We start from the raw sequence: 26,416 nt of genomic DNA on the forward strand, positions 1-26,416 counted from the left end.
GGAGTTTCCCGTGACGCAGATGATTTCTAAAACGCAGGCCCCGGTAAAACGCGCCGGACGCATCGATCCCATCGCCTTCTTCGAGCGCTTCGGGGTCCTGATTTTCATGATCCTGCTGCTGATCTTCTTCCAGTCGCAGAACAGTAATTTTTTCTCTGAACGCAATATTTTCAACATCCTGACCGAAGTCTCCATCTACGGGATCATGGCCGTGGGGATGACCTTTGTCATCCTGACTGCCGGGATTGACCTCTCCGTGGGCTCCATTCTGGCGGTCTGCGCCATGACCGCGGCGTACGTGATTAAGGGCGACAACTTCACCACCGTCGACCCGAACGCCTGGGGCGGCATGAGCTGGCTGATTGGGCTGGGGATTTGCCTGGCGATGGGCACGGCGATTGGCTTCCTGCACGGTCTGGGCGTGACCCGCCTGCGTCTGCCGCCGTTCATCGTCACCCTCGGCGGGATGACCATCTGGCGCGGCCTGACGCTGGTGATCAACGACGGCGCGCCGATTGCCGGTTTCGATCAGGGCTACCGCTGGTGGGGGCGCGGGGAGCTGCTCGGCATCTCCATTCCGATTTGGATCTTCGCCATCGTCGCCCTCGGCGGCTATCTGGCGCTGCATAAAACCCGCTGGGGCCGCTTCGTCTACGCCATCGGCGGTAACCCGGAGGCGGCGCGCCTGGCGGGGGTGAACGTCAAGCGCGTGCTGGTCAGCGTCTACGTGCTGATTGGCTGCCTGGCGGGGCTGGCGGGCTTCATTCTGAGCGCGCGTCTGGGGAGCGCTGAGGCGGTGGCCGGGATCTCCTTTGAGCTGCGTGTCATCGCCTCGGTGGTGATTGGCGGCACCTCGCTGATGGGCGGCTACGGGCGCATCGGCGGAACCATTATCGGCTCCATCATCATGGGGATTCTGATTAACGGCCTGGTGCTGATGAACGTCTCGGCCTACTACCAGCAGATTATCACCGGATTAATTATCGTTCTGGCGGTGGCGTTTGATACCTACGCCAAGAGCCGTCGCGGCGCACTGTGAGGATCACGATGAAAGAGGTTCGTATTGGATTAATTGGTACCGGGTATATCGGCAAGGCGCACGCTATCGCCTACGCCCAGGCCCCGACGGTGTTCAACCTGCGCGGCAGGCTGGTGCGCGAGATGGTGGCGGAAGTCACGCCGGAGCTGGCGGCAGCGCGCGCGCAGGCGTTTGGCTTCAATCGCTCCACCGGCGACTGGCGGGCGCTGGTGGCCGACCCTGCTATTGACGTGGTGGATATTTGTTCACCCAACCACCTGCATAAGGAGATGGCGCTGGAGGCGATCCGCCACGGCAAGCACGTCTACTCGGAGAAGCCGCTGGCGCTTAACGCCCACGACGCGCGCGAGATGGTCGACGCCGCGAAGCGGGCCGGGGTGAAAACGCTGGTGGGGTTCAACTACATGAAGAACCCGACCGCGCAGCTGGCGAAGGAGATTATCGCGCGCGGCGAGATTGGCGAGGTGATCCACTTCTACGGCACCCACAACGAAGACTATATGGCCGACCCGCTCTCGCCCATTCACTGGCACTGCTTTAAAGAGACCGCCGGGCTGGGGGCGCTGGGCGACCTCGCGGCGCACATCGTCAACATGGCGCAGTACCTGGTCGGGGAGATTGAGCAGGTCTGCGGCGACCTGAAGATCGTGGTCCCGGCGCGTCCGGCGAAGGCCGGATCGTCGGATATGATTGCCGTCGAAAACGAGGATCAGGCCCACGCGATGGTGCGCTTTGCGGGCGGCGCGCAAGGGGTTATTGAAACCTCCCGCGTTGCCTGCGGCCGCAAGATGGGGCTGTCGTACGTCATCACCGGGACGAAAGGCGCCATCAGCTTCACCCAGGAGCGCATGGCCGAGCTGAAGCTCTATCTGCATGACGATCCGGTGAACCGTCAGGGGTTCCGCACGCTGCTCGTCGGCCCGGCGCACCCGGACTACGCCGCGTTCTGCATGGGCGCAGGCCACGGGATTGGCTTTAACGACCAAAAAACGGTGGAGGTGCGCGACCTGGTGGACGGGATTGCCGCCGACGCGCCGATGTGGCCGGACTTCGAAGAGGGCTGGAAGGTGTCGCGCGTGCTGGACGCGATCGCGCTCTCTCACCAGGAAGGCCGCTGGCTGAACGTGAACGACATTGTCTGAGGAGGTATCAACGTGGAAAAGCAGTTTGATGTGATATGCATGGGCCGCGTGGCGGTAGACCTCTACAGTCAGCAGATTGGTGCCCGTCTGGAGGACGCGTCGAGCTTCGCCAAATATCTCGGCGGGTCGTCGGGTAACGTTGCGTACGGCACCGCGCGCCAGGGTTTACGTTCGTCGATGCTGGCGCGCGTCGGCGATGAACATATGGGCCGCTTCCTGCGGGAAGAGCTCAACCAGGTGGGCTGCGATACCAGTCATCTGATTACCGATAAACAACGCCTCACGGCGCTGGTGCTGCTCGGCATTAAAGACCGGGACACCTTTCCACTGATTTTTTATCGCGATAACTGCGCGGACATGGCGATTACCGCCAGCGATGTGGATGAAAGCTACATTGCCTCCGCACGTTGTCTTGCCATCACCGGGACTCACCTTTCTCATCCGCAGACCCGCGAGGCGGTGCTGACGGCGCTGGGCTATGCCCGCCGTCACGGCGTGCGCACGGTGCTGGACATCGACTACCGTCCGGTGCTGTGGGGGCTCACCGCCTTAGGCGACGGGGAAACGCGCTTTATCGCCGCCGATAAGGTCACCCGCGAGCTGCAGGAGGTGCTGCACCTCTTCGACGTCATTGTCGGCACCGAAGAGGAGTTTCACATTGCGGGCGGCAGCACGGATACCCTACAGGCGCTGGAGCAGGTGCGCGCCGTCAGTGACGCTGCGCTGGTCTGCAAACGCGGCGCACTCGGCTGCTCGGTCTATACCGACGCTATTCCGTCCCGGCTGGACGACGGCCTGACGGTGACCGGCGTGCGCGTGGAGGTGCTGAACGTTCTTGGGGCGGGGGATGCGTTTATGTCCGGCCTGCTGCGCGGCTACCTGAACGACGAGGGCTGGGAGCAGGCGTGCCGCTACGCCAACGCCTGCGGCGCGCTGGTGGTCTCGCGTCACGGCTGCGCCCCGGCGATGCCGAGCAAAATCGAGCTGGATGACTATCTTTCACGCGCTGCAGATGTTCCGCGCCCGGATCTTGACCCGCGTCTTAACCATCTCCACCGGGTGACCACCCGCCGCCGCGAATGGCCGGAGCTGTGCGTGATGGCCTTCGATCACCGCAGCCAGCTTGAGGATATGGCGATGCAGTGCGGCGCGTCGCTTAAGCGCATTCCCGCGCTGAAGCAGCTGATCCTGCAGGCCAGCCGCGAGGCGGCGAGCCGCGCCGGGCTGGAGGGCAAAGCCGGCCTGCTGTGCGACGGCACCTTTGGTCAGGACGCGCTGAACGCGATCACCGGGGAAGGGTGGTGGATTGGGCGTCCCATCGAGCTGCCGGGTTCCCGGCCGCTGGAGATGGAGCACGGCAACATCGGCACCCAGCTTATCAGCTGGCCGCAGGAGCACGTGGTGAAGTGCCTGGTCTTCTTCCACCCGGAAGATGCCCACGGCCTGCGCCTGGAGCAGGAGCAGAAAATCGCCGAGGTGTACCACGCCTGCTGCCGGTCCGGGCACGAGCTGCTGCTGGAGGTGATCCTGCCCGCGACCATGCCGCGCAGCGACGAGCTCTACCTGCGCGCCATCTCCCGCTTCTACAACCTCGGCATTTATCCCGACTGGTGGAAGCTGCCGCCGCTCTCGGCCGACGGCTGGACGGCGCTGAGCGAGATTATCGAACGCCGCGATCCGCACTGCCGCGGGGTGGTGATCCTCGGCCTGGACGCCCCGGCGGAACAGCTGCGCGCGGACTTCAAAGCCGCAGCGGGGCAGACGGTAGTTAAAGGCTTCGCAGTGGGGCGCACGCTGTTTGGCGATGCCTCCCGCGCGTGGCTGAAGCACGATATTGACGATGCGCAGCTGGTGACGCGCATCCGGGACAACTACCTGCAGCTTATCGCCTGGTGGCGCGAGCGCGGACACGCATAATGGAGACGAAAATGAGTGTGCAATTAGGCATTAACCCGCTGACCTGGACGAACGACGATCTGCCTTCTCTCGGCGCGGAAACCTCGCTGGAGACCTGTCTGAGTGAAGGTAAAGAGGCCGGTTTTGCCGGCTTCGAGCTGGGCAATAAATTCCCGCGTGAAGCGCGGCTGCTTGGCCCCATCCTGCAGCGTCACGACCTGCAGCTGGTCTCCGGCTGGTACTCCGGTCGCCTGCTGGAGCGCAGCGTGGAGGAGGAGATCGCCGCCGTGCAGTCCCACCTGACGCTGCTGCGCGAGCTGGGGGCGAAGGTGCTGGTGTTTGCGGAAGTGAGCGGCTGCATTCACGGCGAGCAGCAGACCCCGGTGCATCTGCGCCCGCGCTTCCCGCAGGAACGCTGGAAGGAGTACGGCGAGAAGCTCACCGAATTTGCCCGCTATACGCAGCAGCAGGGCGTGCAGATTGCCTACCATCACCATATGGGCACGGTGATTGAGTCCGCCGAGGACGTGGACAACCTGATGATCCACACCGGGGAGGCGGTCGGACTGCTGCTGGATACCGGCCATCTCACCTTTGCCGGGGCCGATCCGCTGGCGGTGGCGCAGCGCTGGGCGTCGCGCATCAACCACGTTCACTGTAAAGACGTGCGCGCCGACGTGCTGGCGGACGTGAAAAACCGCAAAACCAGCTTCCTCGATGCGGTGCTGAGCGGCGTGTTTACCGTGCCGGGCGACGGCTGCGTCGATTACCCGCCGATTATGCGGCTGCTGAAGGCGCAGGATTATCACGGCTGGCTGGTGGTCGAGGCCGAGCAGGATCCGGCGATTGCCCATCCGCTGACCTACGCCCGTCTGGGGTATAACAACCTGAGCCGTCTGGCCCGCGACGCCGGACTGATTTAAGGAGGGAACATGTCACGTCTGTTATCACGCTGGCAGCAGCCGAACGCGGAGGGGCGCACCCAGTCCGTTACGCCGGAAAGCGCGGGGTGGGGCTACGTCGGCTTTGAGGCGTATGAGCTGCAGGAGGGGCAGACGCTGACGCTGCCCGCCGTCAGCGAAGAGCGCTGCCTGGTGCTGGTTGCCGGGCGGGCCTCCATCAGCACGCCTTCCGCGCAGTTTAACGATATCGGCGAGCGGATGAGCCCGTTCGAGCGCATCAAGCCCTGGGCGGTGTACGTCACCCCGCAGGAGACGGTGCAGGTGAAGGCGCTGACGACGCTGGAGCTGGCGGTCTGCGCCGCGCCGGGCAAGGGCACCTATCCGACGCGGCTGATTGCCCCGCAGGATATCGACGCTGAGGCGCGCGGCAAGGGCCACAACCAGCGCTACGTGCACAACATTTTGCCGGAAGACAGGCCCGCCGATAGCCTGCTGGTGGTGGAGGTGTGGACCAACGAGGGCTGCACCAGCTCGTACCCGAGCCACAAGCATGACACGGATAACCCGCCTCAGGAGACCTACCTGGAGGAGACCTACTATCATCGCCTTAACCCGGAGCAGGGGTTCTGCATGCAGCGCGTCTACACCGATGACAGAACGCTGGATGAGTGTATGGCGGTCTATAACCGTGACGTGGTGATGGTGCCGAAGGGCTACCACCCGGTCGCGACGATGGCCGGGTATGACAGCTACTATCTCAACGTGATGGCCGGCCCGGTGCGCAAATGGATGTTCACCTGGGAAGAGGACCACGCGTGGATTAATCGGGATTATCCCGCGGACAGCGGTGGCTAGCGCGGGTTAGCCACCAGAACACCAGCGCCAGCAGGCTGACCGAGGCGCCAAGCAGGCAGACGCCCGGCCAGCCGACACAGGCATACGTCATCGTTGTGCCGAGCGCGCCGAGCCCGCTGCCGACGGCATAAAACAGCATGTAAAGCCCGACCAGCCGGCTGTGCGCCTCGGGACGGGTGCGGAAAATCATGCTCTGATTAGTGACGTGCAGCGCCTGACCGCCCAAATCGAGCAGTATGATGCCGATAAGCAAGATCCCGAGTGAACGGTCCATCAGCGACAAGGGCCACCAGGCTAACAGTAAGATACTCAGCGCCGCCGCGCTGGTGCGTTGGGCATATCCCCGATCGGCCCAGCGTCCTGCCCGGCCAGCCGCCAGCGCGCCCACCGCGCCAGCCAGCCCAAACGCCCCAATCGCTGTATGCGAAAAGTTAAACGGCGGTGCGCTCAGCGGCAGCACCAGTGCGCTCCAGAAAATGTTGAACGATGCAAACATCAGCAGCGCCAGCACGCCGCGTATCTGCAGCACTTTTTCCTGCCGCAGCAGCGTGAGCATTGAGCCAATCAGGCGCGGATAGCTCATCGTGGCAGTGACGGTTGGCAGGGCGGGGAGTCGCCACCACAGAGGTAACGCAATCATGAGCATCAGCGCGGCAGCACAAAGATAAACCCCGCGCCAGCCCGCGATATCGCTGATGCCACCGGCAAAGACGCGAGCGAGCAGCAAACCTGTGAACACGCCGCCCTGTGCCGCGCCGACAACGCGCCCCTGTTCATGGGCCGACGCGGCGCTGGCGGCGTAGGCGATCAGCCCCTGCGTCATGGCCGTGCCCAGCATACCGGTCGCAAGCATACCGATAAGCAGCGCTGAAGAGGACTGTGCCATGCTGACGGAAACCAGCGCCACCACCAGAGCAATCAGCTGTACTGCCATGAGTCGTCGACGATCCACTTTGTCACCCAGAGGAACGACAAGCAAAAGAGCCAGCGCGCAGCCAATTTGTGTCGCGGTCACCACGCCACCCACGGCCGCATGGCTGATGCCGAAATCGTTCGCCAGCGCGTCAAGCAAAGGCTGGGCGTAATAGACGTTTGCCACGCTTAGGCCGCTGGCGGTGGCGAACAGCCAGACCATGCTGCGCGGCATGTCGGCTGAAGGAAGGGCTGACGTCAGTGACATATTCAAAATCCTCGCCTGTGATAACCTGGTTTTAAAATGAAACTGGTTGAATGCTAGGCTAAGCAGTTTTAAAATGCAACTAGTTATAGGGTGGCCTTTGCGAGGAAAACAGGTGATGTCCCGAAATACGGTAAAAGAGGAATATTGTCCCGTTGCCCGCAGCGTTGACCTGCTCGGGGATCGCTGGTCGCTTCTTATTGTGCGTAATGCGTTTGACGGCATGACGCGCTTTGGGGATTTTCAGCGCAGCCTTGGGGTGGCGCGCAACATCCTTTCTGACCGGCTTCGCAAGCTGGTTGAGGCGGAAATCCTGACGTTACAGGGAGCATCGGACGGCACGGCTTATCAGGAATATGTTCTGACCGACAAAGGCGAACGTCTTTTCCCCGTGATCGTGGCGCTGCGTCAGTGGGGAGAGCAAAATCTGTTTGCGCAGGGCGAGCGTCACTCGCTGCTGATTGACAGGCGGACGGGCAGGCCGGTTCCCTTTATGGCGCCAGCAGCGCATGACGGCACTGCGCTGCTGCCGGTGGATACGGAAGTGCAGAAGATCGAATGAGTCACTCCGGTTAATTACTGCTTATCGCCTGCTCAATCGTCCGGGCAACGATCTGCGGCTGGCTGACCATCGACACGTGGCTTGCCGCCACCTCGGCGGTTTTCGCATGGATCGTCTTCGCCATTGCCCGTTCAAGATCGGGGTTGATCATACGGTCATTCTTGCTGACCACATACCAGCTCGGTTTATCATGCCACGCCGCGTGGGCGACCTTTTCACCAAACGCCTCGGCCTTAATCGGCCCCTGCGTGGCCGCAATCTTATATTGAATGGCTGGCTTCACGTCAGGCGCGAAGTCCTTTCTGACGGCTCCTGTCGGCAGGTATAAATAGCCGTCCGCCGATTTAGCAATGCCCGCGCTGCCCGGCGGGGCAGGGAAGCTTCCTGCCAGATCCGCCGTCGACTGGCCGGAATCCGGCGCGAACGCCGCCACGTACACCAGCGATTTTACCCGCGCATCGTTGCCCGCCTCGCTAATCACGGTGCCGCCCCAGGAGTGGCCCACCAGCACCACGTCACCCTCGGCGCGGGCGATGGCCCGCCGCGTGGCCGCAACGTCATCCTTAAGCGACGTGAGCGGGAGCTGGACGGCAATGACCTCGGCGTGCTGTTTCTGCAGCAGGGTAATCACCTTATTCCAGCTGCTGCCGTCGGCAAACGCGCCGTGGACCAGCACCACGCTGGTTTTACTCTGTGCAAAGGCGCTGGCGGAAAGCGCCAGCAGGCCTGCCGTCACTACAGACAGTGCTTTCATCTTCAGACTCCTTAAAAATGGTGGACCGCCGCGTGGGGCGGGACGGTGAATTCAACGGTTTTGTGGTCGAGCGGCTTGTGCGTCGGGTCGGCCAGAATAATTGTCACCTTGTGTTTACCGGCGGGAAGCCCCACCAGGATCAGCGGCTCTCCGCTGGCGTCAGCCCAGTGCCACGGCGCGTCATCCACCACCACGTGAATGTGCCCGATGCGCGGGGTAACCTTGAGCGCTTCGGGGCCGAATACCGGCTCGATGCGCAGGTTTTCGGCACGGTACTGAATAAACACCGCGCCTTTGCTCAGCGGCCCGACAAGCGGGGGATCGACTATCAGCTTTGCGGGCGGCTGCGGCTGCGCCAGCGGCGCAACGGCGGCGGGGCCGTTCACGTCCGCGGCGCTCAGGCTGTCCAGCGGTGTGGCCCGGGCATGGGCTACAGATGCCAGGACAAGCAGGGGGATAAGTGCATAACGACGAATCATGGGTTCTCTCCTCATCGGTTCTGAATGGCGACAGGGAAAGAAAAACATTTTTATGTATCGGAGATATTTGCCGGAGGCGGCGTTTTGTACCCGTTTGTCAGCGTGGCGCTCTGGATACAGTGCGATACAGTTTGCCTGCGTGGACGGCGCACAATCGCTATCGCCAGCCCGGCAATCACCAGCGTCAGCCCCGTTGAAACCCACATTGCACCCGCGATCCCCAGGGTTTTATTCAGCCACGCATAGGCAAACGGTGAGGCTGCCGCCATTAGCTGGCCTGGGATCAGCAGCATCCCCGTGCGGCGGGCATAGCTTTCGGTGCTAAACAGCTCCAGCGGCAGGGTGGCTTTTACGATGGTGACCAGCCCGTTGATGGCGCCGTAGCCCAGCACAAACCCGGCTGCACACCACATAAACAGGGCGCTGCTTATCCCCAGTAGAAAGCAGAGCGGCATGGCGATCGCGGTAAAAAGCGTGAGTTTGAAGGGGGTTAAGCGGGCACCCGCCAGCACTTCCAGCGAGCGGGCGCCCGTCTGGCCGATCCCCCACAGCATGCCGATGGCGACCGGCAGGCCAAAGTGGGCAATAAACTCCGGCAGATGGGTGGATGTGCCGTTAGAGACAAAGGTGATGAGGGCAATGAAGGCAGCATAAAGCCAGGCGTTATGCCGCTCGTTGTTCAGCGGCGGCGCGGTGACCTTTGTCGTCACCGTCAGCCTTTGCCGGGGAAGCGTTCGAATCAGCATCGCGCTCAGCAGGCCGAAGAGAGCATAGACGCGCAGCGCCTCCTGCCAGCTCATGACCTGAAGCAGGGCATCACCCAGCGGCCAGAAAACGGCGGAGGCCAGCCCGCCCGCCAGCGTGACGCGTGAGATCGTTCTTCGCGCCTGCTGCCCGTAGAGGTTTACCAGCGCGGCGAACAGCGCGTCGTACAGCGACAGGCGCATCCCTGTGCCGCCGATAAGCCAGGCGCAGTACCAGCCAAAAAGCGTCTGGGTATACGCCATCCCTGCGCAGCTTGCGGCGATCAGCAACGTGCCGCTCATCACCACTTTCTGACCGCCAAAGCGTGCCAGCAGGCGGGCGACAAACGGAGAAACCGCCGCCATCACCAGCATCGCCAGCGTCAGGCCGAGGTAAATTTGCGGTGATGACCATCCCCGGTCGGCTGAAATCGCCATTGCAAAGGTGCCGGGCATATAAAACGAGATCCCCCAGTTGATAAGCTGATTACATCCCGCCGTGAGGGCGAGGCGGCGTGGCAGGGCGGGTGTTTCCATTGTTTTTCATTCCGTTATGCAGTTGTCCTGAGCATAACTCGCGCGCTATTGTGCTGGCAGGGCAGCAACCTTATGCGCGGTATAAGAGAAACTTTGAATGACAACGCTTAATCTGGGCTATCTCGCCACGTTCCGTCTGGTGATCCAGCGCGGCAGCTTTTCAGCGGCAGCGGATGTGCTGGGTATTTCCCAGCCCGCCGTCAGCCTGCAAATACGCCAGCTGGAGCAATTTCTGCAAACGCGGCTGGTGGAGCGTACCGGGCGAGGGATAAAGGCGACTCCTGCCGGAGAAGCGTTGCTGGCGCATGGGGAGCGTATTCAGCAGGCGGTGGATGCCGCCATTCGGTCCGTGAGCGCATTCAGCCACGATGTGAGCGGCACCATTACGCTTGGCACGGGGGCAACGGCCTGCATCCATTTTCTGCCCCCGCTGCTGGAGAAGCTGCGCCAGGACTATCCGCTCCTGAGCGTGGGGGTGACGACGGGCAACACCCTCGACATCGTCAGGGCCATCGAAGAGAACCGGCTCGATATGGGGCTGGTGACGCTGCCGGTGAGCGGCAGAGCGCTGGACGTCATGCCGGTGATGGACGAAGAGTTTGTCTTTATCGCGTCGCGGGAGCAGCAGGATGCTTTCAGGGACTTTACCCCGGAGGCGCTGCACGCTCAGCCGCTGATTGCCTTTGAATCAGGCAGCGGTACCCGGGCGCTGATCGATGGCTGGTTTGCGGCTAATGGATTAGCGATCGCACCGGTGATGCAGTTTGGCAGCATCGAGGCGATCAAACGCATGGTTCGCGCGGGGCTGGGCTACAGTATTGTGCCGCGAATGGCGGTCGAACAGGATGCCGATCGCGAAGGGCTATGCGTGATGTCGCTTACGCCCATGCTCCAGCGGCAGCTGGCGGTGGTCATGCGGCAGGATAAAATCCTCAGCAAAGGGATCGCGGCCATTATTCGGCTCGTGCAACATCCTGCGGCTGTTTAGCGATCGGTGGTGTCGACGGTCAGGCTGGATTGCTGCGACTGGGTTTTGTCCTGATGGTGGTACCAGGCGCCAATTGAAGAGTAAACGAAGCGGCCAAAGAAAAACAGGAAGCTGATGAGCAGTATGATGCGGGTCATTCGGGTATTAAATTGATGTCGTTTTCGCATACGCGTGACCTGACTCACTCTGTTTTTCCTGGATAAGCCCTTTTGGGCGACAAGGATATTAAGGCACAGCGGGAAGATGGGGTCAATTCTGAAGTGTGTAAATAACCGTCAATGTTTACATTGATTAATGTTATTGAAATTAATTAATGCATTTACCATATTGATAATATGAAGAAAATAATTTCAAAAAAATGCCGCAAAAAGTTATTTGCGTAAAGTAGTTTGATTTAAGTCAACGGCTTCCCGGCCCTGATATTTAAAATCCTTCCTCCATACTGTTCGCCCCGCACGACGCCGGGCGGCGCGTACGTCAGGTTGGATGCCTGTCTTTATTTTCCCTCTGGAGCGAAAGGGGTTTAACCGGGCATCTATGAACATTCTGGCTTTCCTGAAAAAAAATGAAAACCGCTGGTGGGCATTACCGCTTATTTTGCCTGTGGTTTTACTTCCCGTGCTGAGCATCGCGAATACATTCACGCAGCTGGGCGACGGCATTGCGGCACTCTATTATTTACCCCTCTCATTTTTGCTTTCGCTGATGATGTTCTTTGGCCTGGAAGCGCTGCCCGGGATCGTATTATCGCTGTTTATCCGCTATTACCCGTCGGTCGGGATGTTTGAAACCGTCGCGGGGATCCTCCATTTTGTCGTCCCTTTAGTGCTCAGCTGGGGTGGCTACCGGGTGTTTGCGCCCAGACGGAATATGACCGCGTACGGCGACGTGCGGCTGATGGCGCAGCGCATCTTCTGGCAGGCGTTCTGCCCCGCGACGCTATTTCTGGTGCTGTTTCAGTTTGCGGTGTATTTAGGCGTGTATGAGAGCCGTCAGAGCCTTGCGGGATTAAATCCCCTCAATATTCGCACGCTCATCAACTATCAGACGCTGCTGGTCAGCGGGCTAACGGGCGTGCCGCTGAGCTATCTGCTGATCCGCCTGCTTCGACATCCGCGCTATATCAAAAGCCTTCTCTCGCAGATCCGTTCCGAGATAGACAAAAAGGTGACGGTCGTTGAGTTGCTGGTGTGGGCTATCGCGCTTGGCGTGCTGCTTTCGCTGCTGCTGATTCCGATGAATGAGAACAGCTCCATTTTCACCACCAACTACACTCTTTCCCTGCTGATGCCGGTGATGCTCTGGGGCGCGATGCGTTTTGGCTATAAGCTGATTTCGCTTATCTGGACGCCGATACTGCTGGTGTCAATTCACTATTTTTATCGCTATATCCCGGTAAATCCGGGGTATGACATTCAGCTGGCGATCACCTCTTCCAGTTACCTGGTCTTCTCCTTCGTGGTGATTTATATGTCGATGCTGGCAACACGGCAGCGCGCGGCGAACAAACGCTCCCGCAGGCTGGCGCTGCTCGACCCGGTCGTCCATATGCCTAACCTGCGGGCGCTGTCGCGCGATCTGGCGAAAAACCCGTGGTCGGCGCTCTGCCTGCTGCGCATTCCGGAGCTGGAAATTCTGGGCCGAAATTACGGCGTGTTGCTGCGGATTCAGTACAAGCAGCAGCTGGCGCAGTGGGTGAATGGCATTCTCCAGCCCAATGAGCTGGTGTATCACCTGACCGGGTATGACCTGGCGGTACGGCTCAACGCGGAATCGCACCAGCAGCGGATTGAAGCCCTGGACGAGCATATCAAGCAGTTCCGCTTTGTCTGGGACGGCATGCCGCTGCAGCCGCAGGTGGGCGTGAGCTATTGCTATGTCCGGTCCCCGGTTAACCATCTTTATCTGGTGCTGGGCGAGCTGGGTGTGGTTGCCGACCTGTCGCTCTCCTCCAACCATCCGGAAAACCTTCAGCAGCGGGGTGCCGTCCATTTGCAGCGCAACCTGAAGGATAAAGTCGCGATGATGAGCCGCCTGCAAAAGGCGCTTGATAACGACGAATTCACCCTGCTGGTTCAACCCGTTCGCGGCATGCGTGGCGATTGCTATCACGAAGTCCTGCTCCGGATGCCGGATATCAACGGGCTATTGATCTCCCCCGACCAGTTCCTGCCCGTGGCACAGGAGTTTGGTCTCTCTTCTCGGGTAGATTTGTGGGTGCTCGAGCACACCCTGCGCTTTCTCGCCGCGCATCGCGAAAGACTGCCCGGCCAGCGCTTTGCCATTAATCTGGCCCCGTCGACCGTGTGTCGGGTGCAGTTTCCGCTTGAAGTGAGTCGCCTGCTGGCGAAATACGCCATTGAGCCGTGGCAGCTAATCTTTGAAGTGACGGAGTGCAGCACCTTTTGCAATGCGGAGCAGGCGCAACACATCCTCCGGCAGCTACAGAAAATGGGGGTACGTATTGCGATTGATGATTTTGGCACCGGCTATGCGAGCTATGCGCGGCTGAAAAGCGTGGATGCGGATATTCTCAAGATTGACGGCAGCTTTATTCGCAATATCGTCAATAACAGTCTGGATTATCAGATTGTGGCGTCTATCTGCCATCTGGCGCGCATGAAAAAGATGCTGGTGGTGGCGGAGTATGTTGAAACCGAAGAGATACGTAGCGCGGTTCACGCGCTAGGCATCGATTATGTGCAGGGCTATCTGATTGGCAGACCGGTGCCGCTTGAGTCACTGCCGGAAGCAGAGGCGTCCTGCGCGGACGCCTGAACCGTTACGCGGCGACGTCAGCGCTCTCTTCTTCAATCTTAAGCAGCCAGCCGGTGACCGCTTCCCAGTACTGCTGCTCTTTTTCCAGGTCCAGCAGGACCAGCGCGTTCTGGCTGAACCAGTCGTGCGGGAAGCTCAGCGTCCAGTGATGGTCGTCGGTTTTAAGCTTCAGCGTGGGCGGCGTGGTTGTCGCCTGACGCTGGTTATTGAGCAATACGCCAAGGCGCAGGAGCTGAATAAGCGGCAGGAACTGTTTTTTCTTGAACAGCGTAAAGCGCGGCAGGTCGTCGAGCTTGATGGCTTTGCGGTGATAACGCACCAGGGTCGCCATCATGGTTTGCTGCTCCTGGTTGAAGCCAGGCAGATCGCTGTTTTGCAGAATATAGGCCGAATGGCGGTGCATCCCGCTGTGGTTGATGTTCAGCCCCACCTCGTGCAGCATCGCGGCCCATTTCAACAGCGCGGCAAGCTGCGGGTGCGCCAGCTTAGGATTTTGCTCCTGCCACTGTTCATACATCTGTACCGTGGTGTCCAGCACGCGCTTCGCCTGTTCACGGTCGATGTTGTACTGGTTGGCCAGGCTTTGCGCGGTGCGGCTGCGAATATCCTGATGGCGGAAGCGGCCTTCCATCTCATACAGCACGCCTTCACGCAGCGCGCCGTCCGACAGACGCAGCTCTTTTATGGCGAGGGCATCAAACACGCCGCAGAGAATAGCCAGCCCCGGCACGAAGACCGCCTTGCGCTCGTCGGAAAGACCCGGCAGGCTTAAGGCGTCAAAACTTTTATGCTTCAGCACTTCTTCGGTCAGCAACGTCAGGCGTTCGGGCGTGATAAACCCGTCTTTTTCACCCATCGCCAGCAGCACTTCATGCGCCGCCTTGATGGTGCCCGACGCGCCCAGCGCCACGTTCCAGCCCTGAATACGGTACTGCCAGGCCAGGTTTTCCAGCTTCTGGACAGCCGCCATACGCGCGCGCTGGAAGTTCTCGCGGGTGATGGTGCCGCCCGGGAAATACATCTGCGCGAAGCTGACGCAGCCCATACGGCGGCTTTCCACCAGGCGCGGCTCAAAGTCTTCGCCGATCACCAGCTCCGTTGAGCCACCGCCGATATCGATAACCAGCTTGCGGCCTTTTTCCGGCTGGGTGTGCTCAACGCCCATGAAAATCAGACGCGCTTCCTCGTTGCCGGAGATGATCTCAATCGGGTAGGGGATCACTTTTTCTGCCCGCTTAAGGAACTCCGGGGCGTTCAGGGCCTGGCGCAGGGTATGAGTGCCCACGATGCACACGCTGGAGGGCGAGAAGCCCTGCAGGCGCTCAGCAAACAGCGACAGGCAGTTTAACCCGCGCTCCATCGCCTCTTCGCTGAGCATGCTGCGTTCATCAAGACCATCCGCCAGGTGTACGCGCTGCTTCAGACGACCGATGATCTGCAACGCGCCATCCACCTCACGGGCGATGACCATGTGGAAACTGTTAGAGCCAAGATCGACCGCGGCGAATTCCTGCGGGCGTGGGGTCTTATCATTTATCGGCATAGGTTAATCGGGTTGCTCGAGTGATTTGATATAGTCGTAAATCGCCAGTTGCGACCGCACTTTGCGGCGGTTGCCGCGCGGCACATAGCGGTTACTGAGTTCTTTGTCGATATAGCGTGCTTTCACGGTATCGCTGAACAGAATCTCGATGATGTCGAGGATCTGCTGCTTCAGACGCGGATCCAGCAGCGGTGCCGCGACTTCAATACGGTAGTCAATATTGCGCGTCATCCAGTCTGCCGAAGAGAGATAGACCTGTTTATCACCCGCATTATCAAAAATATAGATCCGATCGTGTTCCAGGTAACGGTCAACAATGCTGATCACACGAATATTGTCGCTGATGCCTTCCAGTTCCGGGATCAGCGAGCACATGCCGCGGATCAGCAGGTTAACCGGCACGCCTGAGCTGGACGCCGCGTACAGCCTGTCCACCAGCCCTTTGTCGACCAGGTTGTTAAGCTTCAGCGTGATGCCGGACGACAGCCCTTTTTGGGCATTGGCGATCTCTTTATCGATCATATCGTACAGCAGGCGGCGCGAGTTCTGCGGCGAGACCAGCAGATAGTCAAAGCTCACCGGACGGTACGGGTTTTCGATAAAGTTAAAGACCCGGCGCACTTCGTTAGTAATGCGGGCGTCGGCGGTTAAGAGCGAGTAGTCGGTATAAATTCGCGCCGTTTTCTCGTTAAAGTTCCCGGTACCGATGTGGGCATAGCGCACTACATCGTCACCCTCTTTACGGGAAATCAGGAACAGCTTGGCGTGAATTTTCAGCCCCGGCGCGGAGAAGATGACGTGCACACCGGCTTCCGTCAGACGGCGCGCCCAGTGAATGTTGGCCTCTTCGTCGAAGCGCGCCTGCAGCTCAACCACCACGGTGACTTTTTTGGCGTTGTGCGCCGCGTGGATCATCGCGTCGATGATGCGGGAATCTTTTGCCACGCGGTAGATGTTGATTTTGATCGCCAGCACGCTCGGATCGAACGAGGCCTGACGCAGCAGTTCGAGCACGTGCTCAAACGTGTGATACGGATAGTAAAGCAGCACGTCGCGTTCGCGAATGGCGTCGAATCCGTTGCGGAATTTATCGAACCACAGGTGGCGCAGGCGCGGCAGCGGCTTGTTCACCAGATTGGCTTTGCCGACGTTCGGGAAGCCAATAAAGTCTTTAAAGTTGTGGTAACGACCGCCCGGCACGATGGAGTCATAGCGCGAAATGGTCAGTTTATCGCGCAGCATCTCCACCATGGCGTCCGGCATATCGCGCTGATAGACAAAGCGCACCGGCTCGGCCGTCAGGCGCTGTTTCAGGCTGGAGGACATCAGCTCCATCAGGCTGGCTTCCATCTCGTGCACCAGGTCATATTCGGCGTCACGGGTCATCTTCATCGAATAGGCGTTTAACGCATCGTAATCGAAGAAGCCTTTGAAGATGTCGTCCAGGCAGTAGCGCAGGATGTTGTCCAGCAGGATCATCGGCTTGCGTCTGCGCGGGGTTTCCGGCGGCAGGTTCACAAAACGGGGCACCTTGTCGGACGGGATCTCCAGCAGCGCGTAACGGATAGACTCACCGCGAATAATTTCCACCGCCAGGTAGGTGTAATCATCTTTCAGGAACTGAACCAGATCGGTTTCGCGGTTGATGAGAATCGGGGTAATGTGCTGGCGCAGGTAGTGTTTGAAGTAGTGGCGCAGCCAGTTTTGTTGGTTAACGGAAAGCTGGCGTTCGTTAATCAGGAAGATTTGATTGCGCGCCATCTCCAGCAGCAGTTCGTTATACAGGCCGTCAAATTCCTGATCGGCTTTCAGCACGCGGGACTGGATTTTGCCCAGCAGATGCCGCGAGTGCGAGTTTAAGCCCTGTTCTTCGCTGATGATGATGCGTCTTTTCAGCTCGGCAAAGCGAACCTTGTAGAACTCATCCAGGTTGTTGGAATAAATGCCCAAAAAACGCATGCGCTCGATAAGCGGGTTACTTTTGTCTGCCGCTTCCTGGAGTACACGTTCGTTGAATGCTAACCAGCTTAGCTCTTTCTCGATATATAACTTTTCCTGACCCATTACAGCTCACACTCCAGTTCAATCACAGGACGTGGTAAATCCGTCTCGTCCTTATTATGGCGAGCAATTCCACGATATGTCCAACAGTGCCAGAAAAGTATGACAGTTATTTTTTTTGTTGGGGATTTTAGAAGGTTGGAGAAGGGGATATCGGGTAATGCAATGTACAGGTCGGGTAAGCGCAGCAGCGCCACCCGACATAACAAACTACTCTTCGGCCGCATAACCCTGCGGGGGTAACTTCACGCCGTCCAGCCAGGCTGCACCGTCGCGCATCTCGAGACGCCCGTCGACAAACCAGCTGACCACCAGCGGGTAAATGGCGTGTTCCTGGGTCTGCACGCGTTCGGTCACGTCTTCTTCGCTGTCGCCGTCAAAGACCGGAACTTTCGCCTGCAGGATCACCGGACCGCCGTCCAGCTCGTCGGTAACGAAATGCACGGAGGTACCGTGCTCCTCATCGCCGTTTTCCAGAACCTGACGATGGGTATGCAGGCCGGGATATTTTGGCAGCAGGGAAGGGTGGATATTCAGCAGACGACCGGCGAAGTGTTCGACGAAGGCCGGGCTCAGAATACGCATATAGCCCGCCAGCACGACCACGTCCGGCGCGTAGGCATCAATCTCATGCACCAGCTCGCGGTCAAAGGCTTCACGCCCGGCGAACTGGCTGGCTTCCAGCGCGTGCGCGGGAATGTTCGCTTCCCGCGCGCGCTCAAGGCCGAACGCGTCGGCCTTGTTGCTGAAAACTGCCCGAATGGTGCCATTGATTTTCTTCTGCTTGCAGGCGTCTATGATGGCCTGCAAATTGCTTCCGTTGCCGGAAATGAGCACCACGATGTTTTTCATTCAATGACCACACGCTGTTCGGAATCGGAAGCTTTAATCGTACCGATTTTCCACGCGTTTTCACCTTTTTCAGTCAGCAGCTTAACCGCTTTATCCGCTTCGCTTGCCGGCAGGGCGATAACCATGCCCACGCCGCAGTTAAAGGTGCGGTACATTTCGTGAGAGCTCACGTTGCCCGCGGTCTGCAGCCAGTTAAACACGGCTGGCCACTGCCATGACGATTCGTCGATCACCGCCTGGGTGTTGTCCGGCAGGACGCGCGGGATGTTTTCCCAGAAGCCGCCGCCGGTCAGGTGAGCGATAGCGTGAACGTCGACGTTCTCGATAAGCTCAAGCACGTTTTTCACGTAGATGCGGGTCGGCGCCAGCAGATGGTCAGCCAGCGGTTTGCCGTCAAGCTCGGTCGTCAGCGGGTCACAGCCGCTCACTTCGAGGATTTTACGCACCAGGGAGTAGCCGTTGGAGTGCGGGCCGCTGGAGGCCAGCGCGATCAGCACATCGCCATCGGCCACTTTGCTGCCGTCGATAATTTCTGATTTTTCTACTACGCCGACGCAGAAGCCCGCGACGTCATAATCTTCGCCGTGATACATGCCCGGCATTTCCGCGGTTTCACCACCGACAAGCGCACAGCCGGACTGCAGACAGCCTTCGGCGATACCGTTAATCACGCTGGCAGCGGTATCCACGTCCAGTTTGCCGGTCGCGTAGTAATCGAGGAAGAACAACGGCTCTGCGCCCTGTACCACCAGGTCATTCACGCACATCGCGACCAAATCGATACCGATCGTGTCGTGACGTTTTAAATCCATCGCCAGGCGCAGTTTGGTGCCTACACCGTCAGTACCCGAGACCAGAACAGGTTCACGATATTTTTGCGGCAGCGCGCACAGTGCGCCGAATCCACCCAGACCACCCATCACTTCCGGGCGGCGGGTTTTTTTCACCACACCTTTGATTCGGTCAACCAGCGCATTACCTGCGTCAATATCAACACCGGCATCTTTGTAGCTGAGAGAAGTTTTGTTGGTCACGGCTTAAATCCCCACGCGATTGCATAGCTAGTAAGAAAAATCGGCGCAATTCTAACAGTCCAGGCAAACGTTTGCGAGCCTATTCTGGAGGTGGGGATCTTTTTTTCTGTGTGCCTTATGAATGCAGCCAAACTTGACTCTGTTCACGAAAATGAAACCGGTTTCTGAGAACTGCTTGCAACAGCTATGCCCTTTGCACATCATCGAACTGAAACCGGTTTCTGTAATTGTTTTTGCAGAAAATAACGCAGAATGAGGGAAAGCGAATGTCAGGATTTAAAGCAGATTTTCTGTGGGGCGGGGCCGTTGCGGCGCACCAGCTGGAAGGCGGCTGGAAAGAGGGCGGCAAGGGCGTGAGCGTTGCCGATGTCATGACCGCGGGGGCGCACGGCGTGCCGCGTGAAATCACCAACGGCGTGCTGGAGGGGAAAAATTACCCTAACCATGAAGCCATTGATTTCTACCACCGCTATAAAGAAGACATCAGACTCTTTGCCGAGATGGGGTTCAAATGCTTCCGCACCTCTATTGCCTGGACGCGGATCTTCCCGAAAGGCGACGAGCTTGAGCCTAACGAGGCTGGCCTGAAATTCTATGACGATCTGTTCGACGAATGCCTGAAGTACGGCATCGAACCGGTTATCACCCTGTCTCACTTCGAGATGCCTTTCCATCTGGTCACCGAATACGGCGGCTGGCGCAACCGTAAGCTGATCGACTTCTTCGTTCGTTTTGCAAAAGTGGTTTTCCAGCGCTACCAGCATAAGGTGAAGTACTGGATGACCTTCAACGAAATCAACAACCAGGCTAACTTCCACGAAGACTTTGCGCCGTTTACGAACTCCGGGCTGAAGTACGCGCCGGGTGAAGACCGTGAACCGGTGATGTTCCAGGCGGCGCACTATGAGCTGGTGGCCAGCGCCCTGGCGGTGAAGGCGGGGCGCGAGATTAACCCGTCGCTGCAGATTGGCTGCATGATTGCCATGTGTCCTATCTACCCGCTGACCTGTGCGCCGGACGATATGATGATGGCGATGAACGCCATGCATCGCCGCTACTGGTTCACCGACGTGCACGTGCGCGGCAGGTACCCGCAGCACCTGCTCAACTACTTCGAACGTCGCGGCTTCGCGCTGGATATAACCGAAGAGGATAAAGCCGCGCTGAAGCAGGGCTGCGTCGATTACATCGGCTTCAGCTACTACATGTCCTTCGCCACCAAGGCGACGGCGGACAACCCGCAGCTGGATTACGACGAAAGCAAGAGCCTGGTCTCTAACCCGTACGTCCAGAAATCCGACTGGGGCTGGCAGATTGACCCGGTCGGGCTGCGCTACTCCCTGAACTGGTTCTGGGATCACTACCAGCTGCCGCTGTTTATCGTTGAGAACGGCTTTGGCGCGATCGACGCGCAGGAGAGCGACGGCACGGTGAACGACCAGTACCGTATTGATTATCTGGCCGCCCACATCCGCGAGATGAAAAAAGCGGTGGTGGAAGATGGCGTGGATCTGATGGGCTACACCCCCTGGGGCTGTATCGACCTGGTGTCTGCCGGCACGGGCGAAATGAAAAAGCGCTACGGCTTTATCTTTGTGGATAAAGACAATGAAGGCAACGGCACGCTGAACCGCAGTAAAAAGAAATCGTTCGACTGGTATAAGCAGGTGATTGCCAGCAACGGAGAGCAGCTCTAAGCGCCACCCGGCAGAACCCCGCAAAAAAGCCGGAGCCCAGTCTCCGGCTTTTTTGTCTTTGCTTGATCCCTGTCAAGCAACATGGGTATGGCCTAATCTGAAAAAAGCGGTATAATCCCGCGATTTTTTGCGGACGCCACCTCAGAGGAGAAAGAGAATGAAGATTGTGGAAGTGAAACACCCACTCGTTAAACACAAGTTGGGCCTGATGCGTGAGCATGACATCAGCACGAAGCGTTTTCGCGAACTGGCATCTGAAGTCGGCAGCCTGCTGACCTACGAAGCGACCTCTGATCTGGAAACAGAAAAAGTCACCATCGAAGGCTGGAACGGCCCGGTGCAGGTTGAGCAGATCAAAGGTAAGAAAATTACCGTGGTGCCAATCCTGCGTGCCGGTCTCGGCATGATGGAAGGCGTGCTGGAGCACGTGCCAAGCGCGCGTATCAGCGTGGTGGGTATCTACCGTAACGAAGAAACCCTTGAGCCTGTTCCTTACTTCCAGAAGCTGGTGTCTAACATCGACGAGCGTATGGCGCTGGTGGTTGACCCAATGCTCGCGACCGGTGGCTCTATGATCGCCACCATCGACCTGCTGAAAAACGCGGGCTGTAACAGCATTAAGGTGCTGGTATTGGTTGCTGCTCCGGAAGGGATCGCGGCGCTGGAAAAAGCGCACCCGGACGTTGAGCTGTATACCGCCTCTATCGACCAGGGGCTGAACGAGCACGGGTACATCATCCCGGGGCTCGGCGATGCCGGCGATAAGATCTTTGGTACGAAATAATCGAATAACGATAAATAAGCCGACTTTGATAGTCGGCTTTTTTTTGAATAAAACACCAACAATACTACACAGAGGAAAACACTATGACGCGCCGTGCTATCGGGGTGAGTGAAAGACCGCCGCTTTTACAGACTATCCCGCTTAGTTTGCAGCACCTGTTCGCCATGTTTGGCGCAACCGTGCTGGTGCCAATCCTGTTCCACATTAACCCGGCCACCGTGCTGCTGTTCAACGGCATTGGTACGCTTCTGTACCTCTTTATCTGTAAAGGCAAAATCCCGGCGTATCTCGGGTCGAGCTTCGCCTTTATCTCGCCGGTGTTGCTGCTGCTGCCGCTGGGTTATGAAGTCGCGCTGGGCGGCTTTATCATGTGTGGCGTCCTGTTCTGCGTGGTGTCCTTCATTGTGAAGAAAGCCGGTACCGGCTGGCTGGACGTGATGTTCCCGCCTGCGGCGATGGGCGCAATCGTTGCCGTCATCGGTCTTGAGCTGGCGGGCGTCGCGGCGAATATGGCCGGTCTGCTGCCTGCTGACGGTCAGTCACCGGATTCCAAAACCATTATCATCTCGCTGGTAACGCTGGGCGTAACGGTGTTTGGCTCCGTGCTGTTCCGCGGCTTCATGGCGATTATCCCGATCCTGATCGGCGTGCTGGCGGGCTATGCGCTCTCCTTCGCGATGGGCGTGGTGGATACCACCCCGATCGCTCAGGCCCACTGGTTCGCGCTGCCAACCTTCTATACGCCACGCTTTGAATGGTTTGCTATTTTCACCATTCTGCCTGCGGCGCTGGTGGTGATTGCGGAGCACGTCGGTCACCTGGTGGTGACGGCGAACATCGTTAAGCGCGATTTAATCCGCGACCCGGGTCTGCACCGCTCCATGTTTGCGAACGGTTTCTCCACCATCATCTCCGGTTTCTTCGGCTCGACGCCAAACACTACCTACGGCGAGAACATCGGCGTGATGGCGATTACCCGCGTCTACAGTACCTGGGTTATCGGCGGCGCGGCGATCATCGCCATTCTGCTCTCCTGCGTCGGTAAACTGGCGGCAGCGATTCAGATCATTCCGGTACCGGTAATGGGCGGCGTTTCTCTGCTGCTGTACGGCGTGATCGGCGCCTCCGGTATTCGCGTGCTGATTGAATCCAAAGTGGATTACAGCAAGGCGCAAAACCTGATCCTGACCTCCGTTATCCTGATCATCGGCGTGAGCGGCGCGAAGGTGCACATTGGTGCGGCCGAGCTGAAGGGCATGGCGCTGGCGACCATCGTCGGCGTGGGCCTGAGCCTGATCTTCAAGCTGATCTCGGTCATCCGCCCGGAAGAGGAAATTCTGGACGCGGACGACAGCGAAAAAGCGTCACATTGATCGTATTACCGGGCGAGGGATCGCCCGGTTCTCTCCTTGCAGGTTCCGTGTTAAACTCCATTCCGATTTTACGTAGGATCTCTGGTTGAGGTATTTCTGAACGGACCGGCACAGCTCTCTCTGCCACTCTATCTCCCTGACGACGAAACTTTCGCGAGTTTCTGGCCGGGTGATAACCCCTCTTTACTGGCTGCACTGCAAAACGTGCTGCGCCAGGATCACAGCGGATACATCTATATCTGGTCACGCGAAGGCGCGGGGCGCAGCCACCTGCTGCATGCCGCCTGCGCGGAGCTTTCCGCGCGCGGAGATGCGGTAGGCTACGTGCCGCTGGATAAACGCACCTGGTTCGTACCTGAGGTGCTGGAGGGAATGGAACATCTCTCGCTGGTCTGCATCGATAATATCGAATGCGTGGCGGGGGACGAGCCGTGGGAAATGGCGATCTTTAACCTCTACAACCGCATTCTGGAGTCGGGCAAAACCCGGCTGCTGATCACCGGCGATCGTCCGCCGAGACAGCTCAATCTGGGGCTGCCGGACCTGGCGTCTCGTCTGGACTGGGGGCAAATCTACAAGCTTCAGCCGCTGTCGGATGAAGATAAGCTTCAGGCGTTACAGCTGCGCGCAAAGCAGCGCGGGTTTGAGCTGCCGGAGGACGTGGGGCGCTTCCTGCTCAAGCGGCTGGATCGCGAAATGCGCACGCTGTTTGACACGCTCGATCAGCTCGATCGCGCCTCCATTACCGCCCAGCGCAAGCTGACCATTCCGTTCGTGAAAGATATTCTTAAGCTTTGAGTTTTTTGCCCGGTGGCGGCTGCGTCTTACCGGGCCTACGAAAATTAGACATCCCCCAGCAAGTGCTCAACCAAAAGCGGAATTGGTCTTCCCGACGCCACGCTACGTCCGTTTTCTCGCCACAGCGCCGTACCGCTGATATCCAGATGCGCCCACGGGATCGTCGGCGGGCAAAAGTGGTGCAGCAGCCACGCTGCCGAGGCGCTGATCGCCGCATTGTTGGTCGGCGTGTTGCACAGATCGGCGATGGCGCTGTCGGTCTGTTTTTTCAGCCGCGCATCCAGCGGCAGGGACCACACTTCATCGCCGCTCTGCTTACCCGCCAGCGTCAGCGCCGCGCGCAGCGGTTCATCCTGCGTCATTAATCCGCTCAATTCATACCCCAGCGCCTTCACGACCGCGCCGGTTAAGGTCGCCATATCAATAATATAGCGCGCCTGCGGATGGCGCTGGCTGGCCCAGGCGATGGCGTCCGCCAGCACCAGTCGGCCTTCGGCATCGGTGTTGTTGATTTCAACCGTGATGCCGTTGCAGGCCGTCGCCACCGTGCCGGGCTGCATGGCGTCGGGGCCGATGGCGTTTTCTGCCAGCGCCAGCACGCCCATGATGCGCACGGGTAACCCCAGCTCTGCCACGGTCAGCATCAGGCCCAGCACGTTAGCCGCACCGCACATGTCGTATTTCATGGTGTACATGCCCGCGCCTTCTTTCAGCCACAGGCCACCGGTATCGAAGGTAATGCCTTTACCCACATAGCAGCGCACCGGGCCGTCGTTGACGCCGTCATAATGAATAGCCAGCAGGCGCGGCGGACAGGTCGCCCCTTTGCCAACGGCCTGCAGCAGCCCCAGACCCTGCTCAGCAATAGCCTTTTCGTTCAGCACTTCGCAGCGCAGGGCGGGGAAGGCGGCACAGTGCCTTTGCGCCTCTTCCACCACAAACTGCGGCGTGCATCGGTCGGACGGGATATCCGCCAGACGTCGCGCCGCGACCATGCCGTGGGCGATGGCCTGCTGCTGGCGGAAAACACCCTCCAGTTTTGCCTGCTGTTCCGGCAGGCAGAGGGCGGTGATGTTCGCAAGTCGCACCGCCGATTCATCCGTTTTCTTCAGCTTCAGGTCGCTCAGCCTGTGCGCCTGATTAAAGAGAAAGCGCAGCACCTGCGCCAGCACCACATCGTCGATAGCAGTAACGTCCAGTATCAGCTCGGGGCTGACGGGCGAGGCCAGCAGCGGGCGCAGCGCCGTCAGCAATCCTTCGGTCAGGCTATCCTGCCAGAGGGCATCCGGCAGCAGGGTGATCCGGGCAAACGGGGCGCAGCCAAAGCGGGTGTCAGCGATGCTGGCAGACTCGCGCATTTCCGCGACAAGCGCCGTTTCGGGCAAATGCGTACAGGAGGCGGACGCAATCAAATGGCTTTGCGGAGCAGCGTCAGAAAGCGCGTTGATAAACTGATACGTAATCATCATGATTCCTCAATCGGCGCGCGGATCCGCGCGGCATAGGCCTGCATCCACTCATCGTCTACGGCGTAATAATGCGTTTTCTCCCGCAGGCGTTCGGTACGAAAAACGGTGAGGGGCTGGCGAGCCGTCGCCACCACAAACGAGAACGTTTTGATGTTGGTGGCGGCCCCGAACTCGCCTCTCTTGTTCATGCACACCACGGAAAGATCGCCCGCACGGCCAAAGCGCGACATCAGCTTGTCTTCCAGCTCGAACACCACTGAATCCGCCGCCTGCTGCGGCGTCATACCCTGCGCCATTCGGCGGACAATTTCGTAGCTGGTGCAGCCTTTCATCAGATCTTCACCGACTCCCGTGGCGGTGGCGGCGCCGGTTTCACTGTCGCAGTAAAAGCCGGAACCAATAATGGGCGAATCCCCGAGTCGACCACGTTTCTTCATGAACAGGCCGCTGGTGGAGGTGGCGACGCTCATTGACCCTTGTTTATCGAGTCCGATAATGCCGACGGTGTCATGCCCGTCGTAAGGGCTTAAGCCCTTATCCAGCGTCTCGCGGCAGCGCTTGCGGTAGTGCTGCATGGCGCGGTCAGTGAGCATGGTTTTGTCGGCGAAGCCCTGGCTCAGCGCCCATTCCCGCGCGCCCTGGCCGACAAGCAGGCTGTTGTAGCGCTGGCGGCTTAACGCATGCGCCACGCGCACCGGGTTGGCGATATCCACCAGGTTGCCCACGGCGCCAAACGCCAGCGTATCGCCGTCCATGTAGGCGGCGTCCAGCTCCACCTCGCCATTTTCGGTGGGCAGCCCGCCGTAGCCGACGGATTTATAAAACGGAAAGTCTTCGACGGCGGCGACTGCATCCACCACCGCTGCAGAGACCGGTTTACCCGCAGCCAGCGCTGACGCAGACTCCGTAACGCCTTCAAGCGCCATTCTCCAGGTCGCGATAATTCCCCACAT

23 protein-coding genes are annotated in these 26,416 nt (G+C 59.1%); 12 read left to right on the forward strand and 11 right to left on the reverse strand.

Translation table 11 applies throughout. The annotated features are described in order from the left end of the window. The first annotated feature begins 10 nt into the window (after positions 1-10). Genes AC1VYI_RS07715 through iolB form a run of 5 tightly spaced genes read left to right on the forward strand, consistent with a single transcriptional unit; the run spans position 11 to position 5,834 of the window. A complete protein-coding gene (locus AC1VYI_RS07715) occupies positions 11-1,039 on the forward strand; it encodes an ABC transporter permease (RefSeq protein WP_008502116.1) in 1,029 nt (342 codons plus the stop codon). Between the two features lie 8 nt (positions 1,040-1,047). Further along, positions 1,048-2,181 carry a Gfo/Idh/MocA family protein gene (locus tag AC1VYI_RS07720; RefSeq protein WP_134867283.1) on the forward strand — a complete coding sequence of 378 codons (1,134 nt, stop codon included), beginning with the start codon at positions 1,048-1,050 and terminating at the stop codon, positions 2,179-2,181. A 12-nt stretch (positions 2,182-2,193) separates the two neighbouring features. After that, positions 2,194-4,098, forward strand: coding sequence for a bifunctional 5-dehydro-2-deoxygluconokinase/5-dehydro-2-deoxyphosphogluconate aldolase (locus tag AC1VYI_RS07725; protein ID WP_059446282.1), 1,905 nt, complete (start codon positions 2,194-2,196; stop codon positions 4,096-4,098). Between the two features lie 11 nt (positions 4,099-4,109). Further along, entirely contained in the window at positions 4,110-5,000 is an 891-nt protein-coding gene (gene iolE, locus AC1VYI_RS07730) for a myo-inosose-2 dehydratase (protein ID WP_047647087.1), read from the forward strand. 9 nt (positions 5,001-5,009) lie between these two features. Next, positions 5,010-5,834 carry a 5-deoxy-glucuronate isomerase gene (iolB, locus tag AC1VYI_RS07735; RefSeq protein ID WP_045355324.1) on the forward strand — a complete coding sequence of 275 codons (825 nt, stop codon included), beginning with the start codon at positions 5,010-5,012 and terminating at the stop codon, positions 5,832-5,834. Here iolB and AC1VYI_RS07740 read toward each other — a convergent pair. Beyond that, complete coding sequence (locus AC1VYI_RS07740) at positions 5,800-7,014, reverse strand: MFS transporter (RefSeq protein WP_134867284.1); 1,215 nt, start codon at positions 7,012-7,014, stop codon at positions 5,800-5,802. The genes iolB and AC1VYI_RS07740 overlap by 35 nt on opposite strands. Before the next feature lie 115 nt (positions 7,015-7,129). Between AC1VYI_RS07740 and AC1VYI_RS07745 the strand changes: the two genes are divergently transcribed. Beyond that, positions 7,130-7,573: a winged helix-turn-helix transcriptional regulator gene (locus tag AC1VYI_RS07745; protein ID WP_045355326.1), complete on the forward strand. Its 444-nt coding sequence runs from the start codon at positions 7,130-7,132 to the stop codon at positions 7,571-7,573. 10 nt (positions 7,574-7,583) lie between these two features. On the opposite strand, the gene AC1VYI_RS07750 is transcribed toward AC1VYI_RS07745, so the two are convergent. From AC1VYI_RS07750 to AC1VYI_RS07760, 3 genes are read right to left on the reverse strand one after another with little or no spacing between them, the layout of a single operon-like run. After that, on the reverse strand, positions 7,584-8,327 hold the full coding sequence (locus tag AC1VYI_RS07750) for an alpha/beta fold hydrolase (protein ID WP_134867285.1): 744 nt from the start codon (positions 8,325-8,327) through the stop codon (positions 7,584-7,586). Between the two features lie 11 nt (positions 8,328-8,338). Then, a complete protein-coding gene (locus tag AC1VYI_RS07755; RefSeq protein WP_134867286.1) occupies positions 8,339-8,806 on the reverse strand; it encodes a DUF6130 family protein in 468 nt (155 codons plus the stop codon). A 50-nt stretch (positions 8,807-8,856) separates the two neighbouring features. Beyond that, on the reverse strand, positions 8,857-10,086 hold the full coding sequence (locus AC1VYI_RS07760) for an MFS transporter (RefSeq protein WP_134867287.1): 1,230 nt from the start codon (positions 10,084-10,086) through the stop codon (positions 8,857-8,859). Positions 10,087-10,183: 97 nt separating this feature from the next. On the opposite strand from AC1VYI_RS07760, the gene AC1VYI_RS07765 reads away from it, so the two are divergent. Then, the gene (locus AC1VYI_RS07765; RefSeq protein ID WP_134867288.1) at positions 10,184-11,074 is read left to right on the forward strand and encodes a LysR family transcriptional regulator; all 891 of its coding nucleotides are present in this window, start codon (positions 10,184-10,186) and stop codon (positions 11,072-11,074) included. Here the strand turns inward: AC1VYI_RS07765 and AC1VYI_RS07770 are convergent. Then, positions 11,071-11,241 carry a YfgG family protein gene (locus AC1VYI_RS07770; protein WP_023308775.1) on the reverse strand — a complete coding sequence of 57 codons (171 nt, stop codon included), beginning with the start codon at positions 11,239-11,241 and terminating at the stop codon, positions 11,071-11,073. The genes AC1VYI_RS07765 and AC1VYI_RS07770 overlap by 4 nt on opposite strands. A gap of 370 nt (positions 11,242-11,611) precedes the next feature. On the opposite strand from AC1VYI_RS07770, the gene AC1VYI_RS07775 reads away from it, so the two are divergent. After that, the gene (locus AC1VYI_RS07775) at positions 11,612-13,852 is read left to right on the forward strand and encodes an EAL domain-containing protein (RefSeq protein ID WP_134867289.1); all 2,241 of its coding nucleotides are present in this window, start codon (positions 11,612-11,614) and stop codon (positions 13,850-13,852) included. Positions 13,853-13,856: 4 nt separating this feature from the next. Here AC1VYI_RS07775 and ppx read toward each other — a convergent pair whose 3' ends face one another. The 4 genes from ppx to purM all read right to left on the reverse strand — a co-directional run bounded on the left by ppx (position 13,857) and on the right by purM (position 19,342). Further along, positions 13,857-15,395, reverse strand: a complete 1,539-nt coding sequence (gene ppx, locus AC1VYI_RS07780) for an exopolyphosphatase (RefSeq protein ID WP_023308773.1) — start codon at positions 15,393-15,395, stop codon at positions 13,857-13,859. Positions 15,396-15,398: 3 nt separating this feature from the next. Then, complete coding sequence (gene ppk1, locus AC1VYI_RS07785) at positions 15,399-17,459, reverse strand: polyphosphate kinase 1 (RefSeq protein WP_032643595.1); 2,061 nt, start codon at positions 17,457-17,459, stop codon at positions 15,399-15,401. A gap of 207 nt (positions 17,460-17,666) precedes the next feature. Next, a complete protein-coding gene (gene purN, locus AC1VYI_RS07790) occupies positions 17,667-18,308 on the reverse strand; it encodes a phosphoribosylglycinamide formyltransferase (protein WP_023308771.1) in 642 nt (213 codons plus the stop codon). Continuing rightward, positions 18,305-19,342 carry a phosphoribosylformylglycinamidine cyclo-ligase gene (gene purM / locus AC1VYI_RS07795; protein ID WP_008501643.1) on the reverse strand — a complete coding sequence of 346 codons (1,038 nt, stop codon included), beginning with the start codon at positions 19,340-19,342 and terminating at the stop codon, positions 18,305-18,307. The genes purN and purM overlap by 4 nt, the downstream gene beginning before the upstream one ends. Positions 19,343-19,608: 266 nt before the next feature. On the opposite strand from purM, the gene AC1VYI_RS07800 reads away from it, so the two are divergent. The 4 genes from AC1VYI_RS07800 to AC1VYI_RS07815 all read left to right on the forward strand — a co-directional run bounded on the left by AC1VYI_RS07800 (position 19,609) and on the right by AC1VYI_RS07815 (position 23,994). Further along, entirely contained in the window at positions 19,609-21,039 is a 1,431-nt protein-coding gene (locus tag AC1VYI_RS07800; protein WP_134867291.1) for a 6-phospho-beta-glucosidase, read from the forward strand. Positions 21,040-21,196: 157 nt separating this feature from the next. Further along, complete coding sequence (gene upp, locus AC1VYI_RS07805) at positions 21,197-21,823, forward strand: uracil phosphoribosyltransferase (RefSeq protein WP_023308769.1); 627 nt, start codon at positions 21,197-21,199, stop codon at positions 21,821-21,823. An 83-nt stretch (positions 21,824-21,906) separates the two neighbouring features. After that, positions 21,907-23,196: a uracil permease gene (gene uraA, locus AC1VYI_RS07810; protein ID WP_023308768.1), complete on the forward strand. Its 1,290-nt coding sequence runs from the start codon at positions 21,907-21,909 to the stop codon at positions 23,194-23,196. 96 nt (positions 23,197-23,292) lie between these two features. Beyond that, the gene (locus AC1VYI_RS07815; protein ID WP_211438414.1) at positions 23,293-23,994 is read left to right on the forward strand and encodes a DnaA inactivator Hda; all 702 of its coding nucleotides are present in this window, start codon (positions 23,293-23,295) and stop codon (positions 23,992-23,994) included. A gap of 44 nt (positions 23,995-24,038) precedes the next feature. Here AC1VYI_RS07815 and AC1VYI_RS07820 read toward each other — a convergent pair whose 3' ends face one another. Then, a complete protein-coding gene (locus AC1VYI_RS07820) occupies positions 24,039-25,460 on the reverse strand; it encodes a leucyl aminopeptidase family protein (protein ID WP_226484558.1) in 1,422 nt (473 codons plus the stop codon). Next, the gene (locus tag AC1VYI_RS07825) at positions 25,460-26,416 is read right to left on the reverse strand and encodes a glycosylasparaginase (RefSeq protein WP_047744109.1); all 957 of its coding nucleotides are present in this window, start codon (positions 26,414-26,416) and stop codon (positions 25,460-25,462) included. Before AC1VYI_RS07825 ends, AC1VYI_RS07820 begins: the two co-directional genes overlap by 1 nt.

The sequence above is a fragment of the Enterobacter sp. QK-SA4 genome, assembly GCF_056856775.1.